15 protein-coding genes are annotated in these 14,717 nt (G+C 69.9%); 7 read left to right on the forward strand and 8 right to left on the reverse strand.

The genetic code is table 11. The annotated features are described in order from the left end of the window. The 3 genes from E4O86_RS19160 to E4O86_RS19170 all read right to left on the reverse strand — a co-directional run. Positions 1–552, reverse strand: a 552-nt coding sequence (locus tag E4O86_RS19160; RefSeq protein WP_161142170.1) for a 4-(cytidine 5'-diphospho)-2-C-methyl-D-erythritol kinase, incomplete at its 3' end; no start/stop codon positions are given. A 1-nt stretch (position 553) separates the two neighbouring features. Then, positions 554–2,491 carry a tetratricopeptide repeat protein gene (locus E4O86_RS19165; protein WP_205520972.1) on the reverse strand — a complete coding sequence of 646 codons (1,938 nt, stop codon included), beginning with the start codon at positions 2,489–2,491 and terminating at the stop codon, positions 554–556. A 77-nt stretch (positions 2,492–2,568) separates the two neighbouring features. Further along, complete coding sequence (locus E4O86_RS19170) at positions 2,569–3,585, reverse strand: polyprenyl synthetase family protein (RefSeq protein WP_161142160.1); 1,017 nt, start codon at positions 3,583–3,585, stop codon at positions 2,569–2,571. 135 nt (positions 3,586–3,720) lie between these two features. Here E4O86_RS19170 and E4O86_RS23675 point away from each other — a divergent pair, with 135 nt between their 5' ends. From E4O86_RS23675 to E4O86_RS19195, 5 genes are all read left to right on the forward strand, one after another. Beyond that, positions 3,721–3,951 (forward strand): putative signal transducing protein, encoded by a 231-nt coding sequence (locus E4O86_RS23675; RefSeq protein WP_161142161.1) that lies wholly within the window; start codon positions 3,721–3,723, stop codon positions 3,949–3,951. Further along, positions 3,948–4,724, forward strand: coding sequence for a tRNA1(Val) (adenine(37)-N6)-methyltransferase (locus E4O86_RS19180; RefSeq protein WP_161142162.1), 777 nt, complete (start codon positions 3,948–3,950; stop codon positions 4,722–4,724). The genes E4O86_RS23675 and E4O86_RS19180 overlap by 4 nt, the downstream gene beginning before the upstream one ends. 80 nt (positions 4,725–4,804) lie before the next feature. Further along, complete coding sequence (locus E4O86_RS19185) at positions 4,805–5,635, forward strand: S49 family peptidase (RefSeq protein WP_425500145.1); 831 nt, start codon at positions 4,805–4,807, stop codon at positions 5,633–5,635. A 12-nt stretch (positions 5,636–5,647) separates the two neighbouring features. Further along, positions 5,648–5,830, forward strand: coding sequence for a hypothetical protein (locus E4O86_RS19190; RefSeq protein WP_161142163.1), 183 nt, complete (start codon positions 5,648–5,650; stop codon positions 5,828–5,830). Positions 5,831–6,080: 250 nt separating this feature from the next. Beyond that, positions 6,081–8,600 (forward strand): glycogen/starch/alpha-glucan phosphorylase, encoded by a 2,520-nt coding sequence (locus E4O86_RS19195; RefSeq protein WP_161142164.1) that lies wholly within the window; start codon positions 6,081–6,083, stop codon positions 8,598–8,600. Positions 8,601–8,667: 67 nt separating this feature from the next. Here E4O86_RS19195 and E4O86_RS19200 read toward each other — a convergent pair whose 3' ends face one another. The 5 genes from E4O86_RS19200 to miaA form a co-directional block, all read right to left on the reverse strand. Next, positions 8,668–9,261 (reverse strand): LysE family translocator, encoded by a 594-nt coding sequence (locus E4O86_RS19200; protein WP_161142165.1) that lies wholly within the window; start codon positions 9,259–9,261, stop codon positions 8,668–8,670. 4 nt (positions 9,262–9,265) lie between these two features. Continuing rightward, the gene (ilvN, locus tag E4O86_RS19205) at positions 9,266–9,844 is read right to left on the reverse strand and encodes an acetolactate synthase small subunit (RefSeq protein WP_161142172.1); all 579 of its coding nucleotides are present in this window, start codon (positions 9,842–9,844) and stop codon (positions 9,266–9,268) included. A 138-nt stretch (positions 9,845–9,982) separates the two neighbouring features. Further along, positions 9,983–11,758, reverse strand: coding sequence for an acetolactate synthase 3 large subunit (locus tag E4O86_RS19210; RefSeq protein WP_161142166.1), 1,776 nt, complete (start codon positions 11,756–11,758; stop codon positions 9,983–9,985). Positions 11,759–11,979: 221 nt separating this feature from the next. Then, positions 11,980–12,438 carry a DsrE family protein gene (locus E4O86_RS19215; protein WP_425500144.1) on the reverse strand — a complete coding sequence of 153 codons (459 nt, stop codon included), beginning with the start codon at positions 12,436–12,438 and terminating at the stop codon, positions 11,980–11,982. Positions 12,439–12,525: 87 nt separating this feature from the next. Further along, complete coding sequence (miaA, locus tag E4O86_RS19220; protein ID WP_246206499.1) at positions 12,526–13,455, reverse strand: tRNA (adenosine(37)-N6)-dimethylallyltransferase MiaA; 930 nt, start codon at positions 13,453–13,455, stop codon at positions 12,526–12,528. Between miaA and serB the strand changes: the two genes are divergently transcribed. After that, complete coding sequence (gene serB / locus E4O86_RS19225) at positions 13,454–14,341, forward strand: phosphoserine phosphatase SerB (RefSeq protein WP_246206500.1); 888 nt, start codon at positions 13,454–13,456, stop codon at positions 14,339–14,341. The two genes, miaA and serB, sit on opposite strands and share 2 nt — an antisense overlap. Positions 14,342–14,475: 134 nt before the next feature. Next, positions 14,476–14,717: DUF2934 domain-containing protein (locus E4O86_RS19230; RefSeq protein WP_161142169.1), on the forward strand; the 242-nt coding region annotated here is incomplete at its 3' end.

Consider the following 14,717-nt stretch of genomic DNA (forward strand, 5'->3'; position numbering starts at 1 on the left):
CGCGACCGTCCGGCCGGGCCAGACGAGGACGACCGGCAGGGCCGGCCAGGACCCGAGCGCGGCGAGCCGCTCGCCGACGCCGCGGGCGCGGAGCGCCCGGCCCGCAAGGCACATCGGCACGTCCGCCCCCAGCCCGAGGGCGAGCGCGGCGAGTTCCTCCCCCGGAAGAGCGGCGGCCCAGAGATCGTTCAACGCCAGGAGCGCGGCGGCGGCATCCGCCGAGCCGCCCCCGAAGCCCGCCCCGGCCGGCAGGTTCTTCTCCAGCCGGATCGCCGCCTCGGCGGGCCTGCCGAGGGCGGCCGCGAGCGAACGCGCCGCCCGGATGACCAGATTGTCCTCGCCGGCCGGCGCAAGGGCCGAGAACGGACCCTCGACCGTCAGCGCGAGCCGGTCGCCGGCCGGCCCGACCGCGAGCCGGTCCCCCTCCGACGCGAACACGGCCAGAGTATCGAGCGCGTGATAGCCGTCCGGCCTGCGGCCGGTCACGTGGAGCGCCAGGTTGATCTTGGCGGGCGCGATCCGAACGCGGCCGCCGGCAGCCTCCGGGGCCAGATCAGCGCTCCGGCAGGCGGAGCCGCATGCCCGGCCGGAGCGCGGAGGCGCGCGGAAGGACGTCCTTGTTGGCGTCGAGGATCAGCTGGAAGCGGCTGCCGCTGCCGAGATATTTCGCGGCGATCGTCCAGAGCGATTCCCCCGCCACGACCACGTGGGAGCGCATCTCCGTGGCATCGCTCACCGGCGACGAGAGCGAAGCCTCCTGCGCCGCCGGCTCGATCGCCGCCTTCTGGACGAGCCGGCCTTCCGCGATCTTCTTGAGGATGATCGGCAGCTCGGGCTCCTTGGCGCCGAGGTCGCGGGCGTGGCGCCACTGGAACTGCGCCTCGAGCGTGCGGCCGACCTGCCAGTAGGCATCGCCGAGATGATCGTTGATCACCGGGTCCTGCGGCATCAGCGAGACGGCGCGCTCCAGCTCCGAAACGGCGTCATCGAACCGCCCGAGCCGGTAGTACGCCCAGCCGAGGCTGTCCACGATGTAGCCGTCATTCGGCCGGAGCTCGACCGCCTTCCTGATCATTCCGAGCGCCTGGTCGAGGTTCGTCCCCATGTCGACCCAGGAATAGCCCAGATAGTTCAGAACAAGCGGCTGATCCGGAAACAGCTCCAGCGCCTTCTTGAAGTCCGCCTCCGCCTTCGGCCATTGCTTGGTGCGCTCGTAGGCGATGCCGCGGAAATAGAACAGGGTCCAGTCGCCGCGGGACGGCTCGGAAATCAGCGCCACGGCGCGCGAATATTGCTCCGCCGCCTTGTCGAACTGCTCCCGGCCGCGCAGCATGTTGCCGTAGGCGATGTGCGCCTGCAGATCGTTCGGATTCCGCGCGATCGATTCCCGGAACGCCGCTTCGGCCTCGTCGGCACGCTCCAGCCTGTCGAGCGCCATCGCGGCCCTGAGAAGCCCGAGCGCGCGGAACGGCGCCTTCGGATCGATCGCCTCCAGCACCTCGATGGCCGCTTCGCTCTGGCCGCCGGAATCGAGGATGTTGCCGAGCGAGAGCGCGGTCAGCCCGCCGGCACTGTTCGGCGCGAGATAGAGCGAGAGCCGGAGATAGAGCGCGGACAGTTCGAGGCCGCCATCCTGCCCGATCGCGGCGCCGAGCCCGCCCAGCACCTCGGCCGCGCCCTCGACGGGGCCCGACACGCCGGGCGCCAGCTTCTTGCCGGCGCGAACCTCGTCGAGGGCCCGGCGGGCGATCGCATTGTCGGGGAAGCGGTCGAGAAAGTCCGAGAGCAGCGCCTCGGCATCCTTGTTCCGGCCGGCGCGGGACAGCGCGCGGGCATAGGCCTCGGCGATCCGGACGGCCCCGCGATCCGCCTCCTCGGCAGTCTTCAGGATCTCGACGGCGGCGTCGTTCCGCCCGGCGAGGACGTTGATGTAGCCGGCATGGAGCAGCTTGAAGGGACGGTACCAGTCCTCGCCTTCGACCTTGTCGATGGTGGCGAGCGCCTCGTCCACCTTGCCCTGCCCGTATTGCGCCCATGCCGTCAGGAGCGCGATGGTGAGATCGGCGAGCGCGCCCTTGCCGGCATGGCCGAGCTGCTCCACCGCATCGGAATAGCGCGCCGTGCGGATGTCCTCGACGCCGAGGAGCAGCCGCGCGGCGAGGCTGTCGGGCGCCTTCGCCGCGAGATCGCGGGCATAGCGGAGCGATTCCTTGACCTCGCCGTCGGCGGCCGTCAGCACGAGCGAGCGCTCGAGCAGGAACAGGCTGTCGGGATCGCGCGCATAGGCCTCGCGGTAGAAGCGCGCGGCGCTCGCGATGTCCTTCTGCGAATCGGCGACGCGCGCCGCGAGATAGGTGCCGGAAAGGCTATTCAGCTCCACCGACTCGTCGCGGCCGGCAGCCGCGGCCGAGGCCTGCTGGCTCAGGCCGGCGACGAGCAGCGCGGAAAGGGCCAGCCGGCGCGAGCCGGCACGAAGCTTCTGCGCCATCATGGCTGCGCTCCAATCGTTCGCATCGTTCCGAAATAAACCTCGGAGCCGATCGAAACAACTCGCCCGGCCGGGGCGCGTCAGGAAGCGCGCCTGATCGAGAAGCCGACCGCTTCGAGCAGCCCGGCCTTGGCGGCGCTGTTCGGGAGCGGCGCAAGCGCGTCGGTGGCCATCGCGGCATAGTGGCGGGCGCGATCGACGGTATCGGCAAGCGCGCGCGTGCGGTTGAGGAGCGCGATCGCGTGTTCGAGCGCCTGGTCCGAGGTCCCGCCTTCGACCAGGCTCCTGCGCCAGAAGGCGCGGTCCTCGTCGCTGCCGCGCCGGTAGGCGAGCACGACGGGAAGCGTCACCTTGCCCTCCCGGAAGTCGTCGCCGACATTCTTGCCCAAGGTCGCCGAGACGCCGCCATAATCGAGCACGTCGTCGATGAGCTGGAACGCGATGCCGATATTCGTTCCGTAGGAGCGGAACGCGGCCCTGACCGACCGGTCGGCGCCGGCGATGATCGGGCCCACCTCGGCGGCGGCGGAAAAGAGGGCCGCCGTCTTGGCCCGGATCACCTCGATGTATTCGTCCTCGGTGGTCTCCGTGTTCTTCGCCGTGCCGAGCTGCATCACCTCGCCCTCGGCGATCGTGGCCGCCGCGGCGGAAAGCACATCGAGCGCCTCGAGCGAGCCGACCTCGACCATCATCCGGAACGCCTGGCCGAGCAGGAAATCCCCGACGAGCACGCTCTCCTGGTTGCCCCAGACGAGCCGTGCGGTGCGCTTGCCCCGCCGGGTATCGCTCTCGTCGACGACATCGTCGTGGAAGAGCGTGGCGGTGTGCATGAACTCGACGCTCGCGGCGAGCTTGACGTCGCCGCTCCCGCGATAGCCGCAGGCGAGCGCCGCGCCGAGCGTGACCATCGGGCGCAGCCGCTTGCCGCCCGAATTGATGAGATAGCGCGCGACCTCGGGAATGAGCGTGACCTGCGAGCCCGTCCTCTCGACGATGACGCGGTTGACCTGCTCCATGCCCGCCGCGGTGGCCTTGACGAGCGGTTCGATCGAGGCCCCCTTCGGGTGGCTATCCTCCAAAGGCAGAACGACGCCCAACGGCTTACTCCTCTCGGACAGATCGAGGCCGGCTTCCAAGCCCATACCGAGTTTGACGAACGACTTGAAGCCTCGATCGCGCAGCCGCGCCGCGGGGGACTTCGCCGCACCGCCGGAAGCCGCTACGCTCGGCGCGTGAACGAACTTCTCCGCAGCAACGATCCCGTCCTGATTTCGTTCGTGGAGACCCTTCTCCGGGACGCCGGCATCGAGCATCTCGTGGTCGACTGGAACACGAGCGTCGTCGAGGGCTCGCTCGGCATCCTGCCGCGCCGGGTGCTGGTCCCGTCCCGGGACCTGACGTCCGCGCGCCGCCTGATGGAGGAGGCCGGGCTCGGAACGGAGCTTTCCGGGCTTCCGAAATGAACTCCCCCGATCCGGTCGCGATCACCTGCGACGCCTTCCTCGGCGGCAGGGTGAAGGTGATCCAGCCCGCCCGCGGCCACCGGTCCGGCCTCGACGCGGTGCTGCTCCAGGCGCTCGTCCCCGCCGCCGCGGACGGAATTGCGGTGGAACTCGGCGCCGGGGCCGGCGCGGCCTCCTTCTGCGCGGCCGCCCGCGCCCCCGCCCTGAAAGTGATGGCGGTGGAGCGGGACGCCGGCCTCGCCGCGCTTGCCCGCCGCTCGCTCGCACTGCCGGAGAATGCGGGCTTCGCCGGCCGCGTCAGCCTCCAGGTCGCAGACGTCGCGGTCGCGCGTCCGGCACGCGAGGCCGCCGGGCTCTTCGACGGAAGCGCCGACTTCGTGCTGATGAACCCGCCATTCGCGACGGAGGGCAGCGTGCGCGCCTCGCCGGAACCGCGGCGACGGAGCGCCCATGTCGCGGCGGAGGGCACGCTCGGCGCCTGGATCCGGACCGCCGCCGGGCTGCTGCGGCGCGGCGGGCGGCTCTGCATCGTCCATCGCGCCGACGCGCTCGCCGAGATGCTGGCGCTCGTCGGCCGCGGCTTCGGCGGGACCGCCCTCGTTCCCGTGCGTCCACGCGCGGGAGAAGACGCCATCCGCATCCTGCTCTCCGCCGTGAAGGCGAGCCGGAAGCCGCTGCGGATCCGCCCGGACCTCGTGCTGCACGAGCCCGACGGCCGCTGGACGGCCGAGGCGGACGCCATCCTGAGGGCCGGAAGCGACATCGTGGCCTGAACCGGGGCTGGCGAAAGGCCGGATTCGAAGCCATGTTGTCCGGGACTGCATTTGCGAGAAGGACGAGCGTGCTGGGATCCATTTCACAGAGCATCAGGCGCATCATGCCCGGGGGCGACGCGCCCGTGGTGCCGGTGGTGCGGCTCGGCGGCGTGATCGGCAGGGCATCCCGCCTGCGCAACGGACTGACCCTCTCCTCCACCGCCGGCGTGCTGAAGAAGGCCTTCGACATGAAGGCCGCGCCGGCCGTCGCGCTCCTCATCGATTCGCCTGGCGGCTCGCCGGTCCAGTCGCATCTCATCTACAGGCGCATCCGCAGCCTGGCGGAGGAGAAGGACAAGCGGGTCCTCGTCTTCGTGGAGGACGTCTGCGCGTCCGGCGGCTACATGATCGCCTGCGCCGGCGACGAGATCGTCGTCGACCCCGCCTCGATCGTCGGCTCGATCGGGGTGGTCTCGGCCGGGTTCGGCTTCGTGGAGGCGATGAACAAGATCGGCGTCGAGCGGCGCGTCTACACGTCGGGCCATGCCAAGGTCATCCTCGACCCGTTCCAGCCCGAGAAGCCCGACGACGTGGCCCGCCTGAAGGCGATCCAGGAAGAGGTGCACGACCATTTCATCGACATCGTGCGGAGCCGCCGCGGCGACGTGCTGCGGCAGAACGACGACATCTTCTCCGGCATGTTCTGGTCCGGCAAGACCGCCGTCGCGCTTGGCCTCGCCGACCGCACCGGCGAGATCCGGACGGTGCTGCGCGAGATGTTCGGGGAGAAGGTGAAGATGAAGCTTCTGGGCTCCGAGCGCAGCTTCCTTCCGCGCCGGCTCGGCCTCGAATCGCTCGCCGAACGGGCGACGACGGCGCTCGTCGCCGAGCTCGAGGAGCGGGCGCTGCGCTCCCGCTTCGGCCTCTAGGGGAGACCGCCCGTGCTGCAGATCGTCGTCCTCGGCCTCGCCGCCTACGGCGCCTGGTATCTCTACAAGGGCGTGAAGAAGCAGGTCGCGCGGGTCGACCGCGAGGTGCGCGACGCCGAGAAGCAGAGGCCGGCGGCCGAGACGCTCGAATACGACCCGGATTCGCAGACCTACCGGGTGCGCAAGAAGTCGTGAGCCTTCCTTCCGCGCCGGGCGGCGCAACCGGCGGCTTCCGCCGCAATTAACCCAGTCCCGACGAGGCCGGTTGAAGACGCGCCGGCAATGCTGCAAAAAATCCGCAAAATCCTCCGCAACTGTTGCCAAATGGCACTAGGCGGAGAATGGAGAAGGGCTGACCCTGACTTTTTTCGGCAGGAGCCGATCCGGGCGGCCTGCCGCGCGGCCCCAACCGGTGCAGACACATTCGATTCCGCGAGATTCTTCCATGTTGAAGCGTGACGCCGACAGAGGCCCGCAGTCGATCGCCCTTCCGAAGGCGCTGTTCGCCCGGCCCGCGAAGGAAGATGAAATCGCGCCGATCCGCGAGACCATTCTCGCCAAGCTCGCGCTCTCGGTCGGCAAGAACCCGGCGACCGCCAGCCCGCGCGACTGGTACATGGCCGCCTCGCTCGCCGCGCGCGACCGCATCGTGCACAGCTGGATCGAGGCGAACCGGGCGATCCGCAAGGGGAACAGCAAGCGCGTCTACTATCTCTCGCTGGAATTCCTGCTCGGGCGCCTGCTCGGCGACGTCCTGCACAATCTCGGCCTGACGGAGACGTTCCGCGCCGCGCTCGGCGATCTCGGCATGGATCTCGACGAGCTGAAGGCGGCGGAGCCGGACGCGGCGCTCGGCAATGGCGGTCTCGGCCGGCTCGCCGCCTGCCTGGTGGAGAGCATGGCGACGCTCGGCATCCCGGCCTACGGCTACGGCATACGCTACGACCACGGCCTCTTCCGCCAGGTGATCAAGGGCGGCGTCCAGCAGGAATATCCGGAGACCTGGCTCTCCTTCGGCAATCCATGGGAGTTCGAGCGCCCGGAGGTCATCTACGACATCCATTTCGGCGGCTCTGTGCAGGCGGCGAGCACCGCCGGCGGCGCCCGCGTCGCGATCTGGCAGCCGGCGGAGACGATCGAGGCGGTCGCCTATGACGTGCCGGTCGTCGGCTGGCGCGGCGAGCACGTCAATCCGCTTCGCCTGTGGTCGGCCCGCGCCGTCGACCCGCTGCGGCTCGACGCCTTCAACAGCGGCGACCATGTCGGCGCGCTGACCGAGCAGGTCCGCGCCGAGGCGATCTCTAAGGTGCTCTATCCGAGCGACGCCACCGCCGCCGGCCAGGAGCTGAGGCTCCGGCAGGAATATTTCTTCGTGTCGGCCTCGCTGCAGGACCTCGTCCGCCGCCACATCCGCACCTATGGCGACATCCGCTCGCTCCCGGACAAGGCGTCGATCCAGCTCAACGACACGCATCCGAGCATCGCCGTCGCCGAGCTGATGCGGATCCTCGTCGACCTCGAGCATGTCGGCTGGGACCAGGCCTGGGACATCACCCGCGCCACCTTCTCCTACACCAACCACACGCTGCTGCCGGAGGCGCTCGAGACCTGGCCGATCCCGCTCTTCGAGCGGCTGCTGCCCCGGCACATGCAGATCATCTACCTCATCAACGCGCATCACCTGGAGGCGGTGCGCCAGGCCCATCCGGGCGACGAGCGGCTGCTCGCCTCGGTCTCGATGATCGACGAGAACCACGGCCGCCGCGTCCGCATGGGCCACCTCGCCTTTCTCGGCTCGCACCGCGTGAACGGCGTCTCGGCGCTCCATACCGAGCTGATGAAGGAGACCGTGTTCGGCGACCTGCACCGGCTGTTTCCGGGGCGGGTCGTCAACAAGACGAACGGCATCACCTTCCGCCGCTGGCTGCACCAGGCCAATCCGGGGCTCACCGCGCTGCTGTGCGAGGCCTGCGGCGAGGAGCTGATGGACGAGCCGGCGGCGATCGCGCGCGCGGCCGCGCTCGCCGGCGACAATGCGTTCCACGAGCGGCTCTCCGAGGTGCGGCTCGCCAACAAGGTGGCGCTCGCGCGCGTCATCCGCGAGCGGCTCGACATCCGCGTCAACCCGCACGCGCTCTTCGACGTGCACGTGAAGCGCATCCACGAATACAAGCGCCAGCTCCTCAACATCTTGGAGACGATCGCCCTCTACGACGCGATCCGCGCGCAGCCGACCCGCAACTGGTTCCCGCGCGTGAAGATCTTCGCCGGCAAGGCGGCGGCGAGCTACAGCGAGGCGAAGACGATCATCCGGCTCGCCCACGACGTCGCCGCGATCGTCAATAACGACCCCTCGGTGCGCGACCTCTTGAAGGTGGTCTTCCTGCCCAACTACAATGTGAGCCTGGCGGAGGCGATCATCCCGGCCGCGGACCTTTCCGAGCAGATCTCGACCGCCGGCATGGAGGCCTCCGGCACCGGCAACATGAAGTTCGCCCTCAACGGCGCGCTCACGATCGGCACGCTCGACGGCGCCAATATCGAGATCCGCGAGCATGTCGGCGACGACAACATCTTCATCTTCGGCCTGCGCGCCAACGAGGTCGCCGAGCGGCACCGCCGGGGCCTCGATGCGATGGGCGACATCGCCGCCTCGCCGATGCTCGCCGAAGTGCTCGACGCTGTGGCCGGCGGCGCCTTTTCCGGCGGCGACCGCGACCGCTACGCCCATCTCGTCGGCATCGTGAAGCATCACGACCGCTTCCTGGTCGCCGCCGATTTCGACAGCTACTACCTCGCCCAGCGGATGGTCGACGAGGCGTGGCGCAATCCGCGCCGCTGGTGGCGCTCGAGCGTGCTCAACACCGCGAACATGGGCTGGTTCTCCTCCGACCGGACGATCCGGGAATATGCCGAGGACGTCTGGCACGTGCCGGCGCGCGGAAGCCGCGTCCAGCCGAACTGACCGGATCGGGCGTCCATGGATCGCCGGATCAAGTCCGGCGATGACGACGGAGAGGGAAGCGAGGCCGCTAGCGCAGCATCGGCCAGAGCGAAAGCGCGAGCAGCGCGCCCATCGCGGCGTTGAACCACCGCAGCCGCACCGGATTGGAGAGCCAGGTGCGGAGCCCCGCCCCGAACGCCGCCCAGGTGGACACGCTCGGCAGGTTGACGAGCGCGAAGGCGACGCCGACGAGAAGCACGCTTTCGGCATAGCGCTCCGGGTTCGTGTAGGCGGCCATGCCGCCGATCGCGATGACCCACGCCTTCGGATTGACCCACTGGAAGGCGGCCGCCTCCAGGAAGCGCATGGGACGCGCGGCGGCGACGGTGCTCCCGATCGAGCGGGAGGTCGCAACCCGGTAGGCGATGTAGAGGAGATAGGCCCCGCCGGCGAATTTCAGCGCCGTGTAGAGCGCGGGCATGCGCTCCAGGATCGCGCCGAGACCGAAGCCGACGGCGAGCAGCAGGACGAAGAAGCCGACGCCGATCCCCAGCATGTGCGGCAGCGTCCTGCGGAAGCCGAAGTTCACGCCGGAGGCGAGCAGCATGAGATTGTTCGGGCCGGGCGTGATCGACGCGACGAAGGCGAAGACGAGGAGCGCGGCGAAGATTTCGGGCGACATGGCGCTACATCGGATCCGGCCCGCGATTCATGGCCGCCACGCCGGTCCGGCACACCTCGACGAGCCCGAGCGGCTGCAGGATCGCCACGAACTGCTCGATCTCGCTGCTCGGGCCGGTGAGCTGGAACACGAAATGCTCGGTCGTCGCATCGACCACCTCCGCCTTGAAGGCGGTGGCGAGCCGGAGCGCCTCGATCCGGTGCTCGCCGCTGCCGCGCACCTTGATGAGCGCAAGCTCGCGCTCGAGCGGCTTCTCCTGGCCGCGGCCGCGCGCCACCATCGTGAGGTCGGTCACCCGGTGCACCGGCACCAGCCGGTCGAGCTGGTTGCGGATCTGTTCGAGAACCGGCGGCGTGCCGGTGGTCACGATCGTGATGCGGGAGAGATGCTTGGCATGCTCCGTCTCCGAGACCGTGAGGCTCTCGATGTTGTAGCCGCGCCCGGAGAACAGGCCGATCACGCGCGCCAGCACGCCCGGCTCGTTGTCGACGAGCACGGCGAGCGTGTGCGTCTCGCTCGGATCGCGCCGCTCCTCGATGAAGTAGGCGGAGGCCGGCGGGGTGGGGGCGGGCTTCGCGGTCATCGTGTCATTCATCTTCAAATCTCCGTCGATAGCGGCGCCGGGACCAAGGCAATCGGACAGGGGGCAGGTCCGCAAGTGCGCCGGCCCGTCGCGCGAACTCCCTGTCGAAGTTCGCGAACGCGCGCGAGCTTGTCCGCCCTAGACCAGCTCCTTGCCGGCGGCGAAGGATTGCGCAAGGGCGGCCTCGTCGTTCGCCTCCAGGGGCAGGAGCATCTCGTTGTGCGCCTTGCCCGACGGGATCATCGGGAAGCAGTTCTCGAGGTTCGCCACCCTGCAGTCGAAGATCACCGGCTTGCGCGTCTCGATCATCGCCATGATGGCGTCGTCGAGCTCGGCCGGCTTCTCGGCGCGGATGCCGACGCCGCCATAGGCCTCGGCGAGCTTCACGAAATCCGGCAACGCCTCGGTATAGGAATGCGACAGCCGGTTGCCGTGGAGCAGCTGCTGCCACTGCCTGACCATGCCCATGTACTGGTTGTTCAGGATGAACACCTTGATCGGCAGCTCGTGCTGGATGGCCGACGACATCTCCTGCATGTTCATGAGCACCGAGGCGTCGCCGGCGATGTCGATGACGAGGCTCTCCGGATGCGCCGCCTGCACGCCGAGCGCGGCGGGCAGGCCGTAGCCCATGGTGCCGAGGCCGCCGGAGGTCATCCACCGGTTCGGCTCCTCGAAGCCGTAGAACTGCGCCGCCCACATCTGGTGCTGTCCGACCTCGGTCGTGATGTAGGTGTCGCGGTCCTTCGTCAGCGCGTGCAGCCGCTGGATCGCGAATTGCGGCATGATCACGCTCTTCGAGGGCCGGAAGGCGAGCGAGTTGCGGGCCCGCCAGCGCGCGATCTGGTTCCACCAGGGGGCGAGCGCGTCCGGCTTCGCCGGCTCGTCCTCGCGGAGCGCCGCGATCATCGCCCTCAGCACATGGGCGACGTCGCCCACGACCGGCACGTCGACCCGGATGTTCTTGTTGATGGAGGACGCGTCGACATCGACATGGATCTTGCGCGAGCCCGGCGAGAAGGCGTCCGTGCGGCCGGTGATGCGGTCGTCGAAGCGCGCGCCGATCGCGACCATCAGGTCGCAATCGTGCATCGCCATGTTGGCCTCGTAGGTGCCGTGCATGCCGAGCATGCCGAGCCAGTTCCTGCCCGAAGCGGGATAGGCGCCGAGCCCCATCAGGGTCGAGGTGATCGGATAGCCGGTCAACGCCACCAGCTCGCGCAGCAGCTTCGCGGCCTCCGGGCCGGAATTGACGACCCCGCCGCCGGTATAGAGGACGGGGCGGCGCGCCTGCCGCATCAGCCGCACGGCGCGCCGGATCTGCTCCGGATCGCCCTGCCGCGGCGGCTGGTAGCCGGTGTGCCGGCGCGTCCTGCGCGCCTCCTCCGGGCCGACATAGGTGCCGGTCGCGAACTGCACGTCCTTCGGCACGTCGACGACGACCGGGCCGGGCCGCCCGGTCGCGGCGACGTAGAAGGCCTCGTGGAGGATCCGCGCGAGGTCGTTGACGTCCTTCACCAGCCAGTTGTGCTTGGTGCAGGGACGCGTGATGCCGACCGTGTCGCATTCCTGGAACGCATCGTTGCCGATGAGATGGGTCGGCACCTGCCCGGTGATGCAGACGAGCGGGATCGAATCCATCATCGCGTCGGTGAGCGGGGTGACCATGTTGGTCGCGCCCGGTCCGGAGGTGACCAGCACGACGCCGGGCCGGCCGGTCGAGCGCGCGTAGCCCTCCGCCGCATGGCCGGCGCCCTGCTCGTGCCGGACCAGGATGTGCCTGACCTTGTCCTGCTGGAAGAGCTCGTCGTAGATCGGAAGTACCGCGCCGCCCGGATAGCCGAAGATGTGCTCCACGCCCTGGTCGATCAGGGCCCTGATGACCATTTCCGCACCGGTCATTTGTTCCGACATCGCTTCCACTCCGGTTCGACCCAGGCTCGCCTTCTTCGCGCGCGACGGCGCAGGGCATAAAAAAAGGGCCCCGGCGGGACCCTTGGATGCGCACTACCGTTCGCGGCGGCTACAAGGCCACCCCGGCAGTGCGCGACGATACGATAAGCTCGATATGAGACATGGCCGCTCTTCTATGGCGGCCGGCCCGCCGGGTCAAGGCCGGCCGCGCGATTTCCTGCCTACGGCCTCAGCACCGACCAGCCCGCCTCGTCGAGCTCGATCAGCGTGACCGCCCCCGAGGGCACGACCTTCGCATTCGCGACGAGCGGTATCGCCCCGCCTTCCTGCCGCGCCATCGCCTCGCGCGTGTTGTTGCATGCGTCGAAGGTCACGTTCGGCATGCTCTGGGCGAAGGATTTCAGGCGCTCCTTCACCGGCGAGGTGTCCTCGCGGAGCATGTGGAGGCCCTGGTTGAATGCGACGACCTGGATTTCGACCTCCTCGCCCTTGGCGGAATAATATTGCGAGACGTTCGCCGCCACGTTCAGCACCGTGTTCATCTTCTGCGGATCCTTGTCGCTGATCTGCAAAGCGAGATGGTGCGTTCCATCGCCCGCGAGCGCCGGGCCGGCCGACAGCACCGGGGCGGCGGAAAACATCAAGGTGGCGACAAGCAGGCAGTCCTTGGCTGACGTCACGGCGATTTCCTCCATTCTCTTATTCGAATATTTGCATCCTATGCCGATCCGGCGCCGCGGGAAACGGCTTTCCGGGGCCTGCCCGCCTCACGCCGGCCGGACGCGCCGCCATCCGGGCATCTGGTTCCGGAACCAGGTCGCCTGCCGCTTGGCGTATTGCCGGGTCGCGACGTTCATCGCCTCCGCGGCCTCCGGCCGCGCGAGCGAGCCGGCGAGGAGCGCGCCGATCTCGCGCACGCCGATCGCCTTCATGACCGGCAGTTCGGGCGGGAGCCGGCGCGCGAGGAGGGAAGCGACCTCCTCCACGGCGCCGCCGGCGAGCATCGCCTCGACGCGCGCGCCGATCCGGCACCGGAGCACGGCGCGGTCCGGCTCGAGGACGAAGCGCGCGACGCCTTCGCCGGCGAGGAGGGGTTCGCCGCCGCCCGCCTGGAAGGCGGCGAGCGAGCGGCCGGTCGCCTCCAGCACCTCGAGCGCCCGGACGATCCGCTGCGGGTCGCTCGGCCGCAGCCGCGCCGCCATTTCCGGATCGCGCGCCGCGAGGAGCCCGTAAAGGGCCGCGGGCCCCGCCTCCGCGAGCGCGCTCCGCCAGCGCCGCCGGACCGGCTCCGGCACGGCCGGGATTTCGGAGAGGCCGCCGGCGAGCGCCCTGAAGTAGAGCCCGGTGCCGCCGACGAGGATCGGCAGCGCCCCGCCGGCTTCGGCTTCGCGCAGAACGGGTCCGACATCGGCGAGCCAGCGGCCGGCGGAATAGGCCTCCGCCCCGGAGACATGTCCGTAGAGCCGGTGCGGCACGCGCGCCTCGTCCGCCGCGGAGGGGCGGGCGGAGAGCACGCGGAGATCGGCGTAGACCTGCATGGAATCGGCATTGACGACGAGCGCGGGCCGGCCGCTCTCCGACGCCGCCCCGGCGAGCGCGAGCGCAAGCGCCGACTTGCCGCTCGCGGTCGGTCCCGCTATCAGCACGGCGCGCTTTCCGAGCGCCTCCTCGAAATCGACGTCCCGCCGCGGATCCATGGCCCTCGTCCTAACCATCATCGCCGCCAAAGCGAAGGCGCCCCTTTCGGGCGATCTCGTCGACCGCGTCCGCGCCGCGCTCGGACCGGCGGCGGACGCAGCCGACTGGCTCTCGCCCGGCGAGGCCTGCGACATCGGGGTCGCCGGCGAGCGCGCGACGATCCTCGATGCCGCCCGCCGCGCGCTCGCCGGCGCGCCGGTCGACCTCGCCGTCCTGCCGGCGGAGAACCGGCGCAAGAAGCTCCTCCTCGCCGACATGGATTCCACCCTGATCGGCCAGGAATGCATCGACGAGCTTGCCGACGTCGTCGGCGTCGGGAGCCACGTGGCGGCGATCACGGAACGCGCCATGCGCGGCGAGATCGCCTTCGAGCCGGCGCTCCGGGAACGCGTCTCGCTGCTCGCCGGCCTCTCCCGCAATGTCGTGGAGCGGGTGCTCGCCGAGCGCATCACGCTCAATCCCGGCGGCCGGACCCTCGTCCAGACCATGCGGAAGGCGGGCGCGCACACCGCCCTCGTCTCGGGCGGCTTCACGGTCTTCACCGGGCCCATCGCCGAGCGGCTCGGCTTCCACGTGAACCGCGCCAACACGCTGATCCTCGACGGCGAAATCTTCACCGGCCATGTCGCGGAGCCGATCCTCGGGCGCGAGGCGAAGGAGGCGACGCTGCGCGAGCTCGCCGCCGAGCTCGGCATCGGCCTCGCCGACGTCATCGCCGTCGGCGACGGCGCCAACGATCTCGGCATGGTGCGCGCCGCGGGCCTCGGCGTCGCCTATCACGCCAAGCCGGCGCTCCGCGCCGAGGCCGATGCGGCGATCGACCACGGCGATCTCAGCGCGCTCCTCTTCCTCCAGGGCTACCGCCGGGACGAGTTCGCCGCCTGAGCGGAAGCCTGCCGATGGTACGTCGCCGCGCGGCGACGGATCGGACCTGCCGTCATCCTCGTTTCACGCCCCCGGGCGAGTTTCGGGCCGCGGCCGTGCGGCCCGCAGACAATGTCCCGGCAACGGAGGTTCGAATGGCCGAGAAGGACGAGGATCGCATCCGGGAGCGTGCCTACCGGATCTGGGAGGAGGAGGGGCGCCCCGAAGGGCGCCACGACGAGCACTGGCACCGCGCCGGCCGCGAGATGGGGGGCGAGGAGAAGGCGGTCGCGGCGGACGAGGCAAGGCCCGACGCGGGCGAGGCGGGCGGCCGGAGCGCGGCCGACCCAGGCGACGAAAGCGGCCGGGCCGCGGCGGCCTCGGACGCCCTGCCGGG

Origin of the sequence: Propylenella binzhouense, from assembly GCF_009866965.1 — a bacterium.
Taxonomy (GTDB): Bacteria; Pseudomonadota; Alphaproteobacteria; order Rhizobiales; family Afifellaceae; genus Propylenella; species Propylenella binzhouense.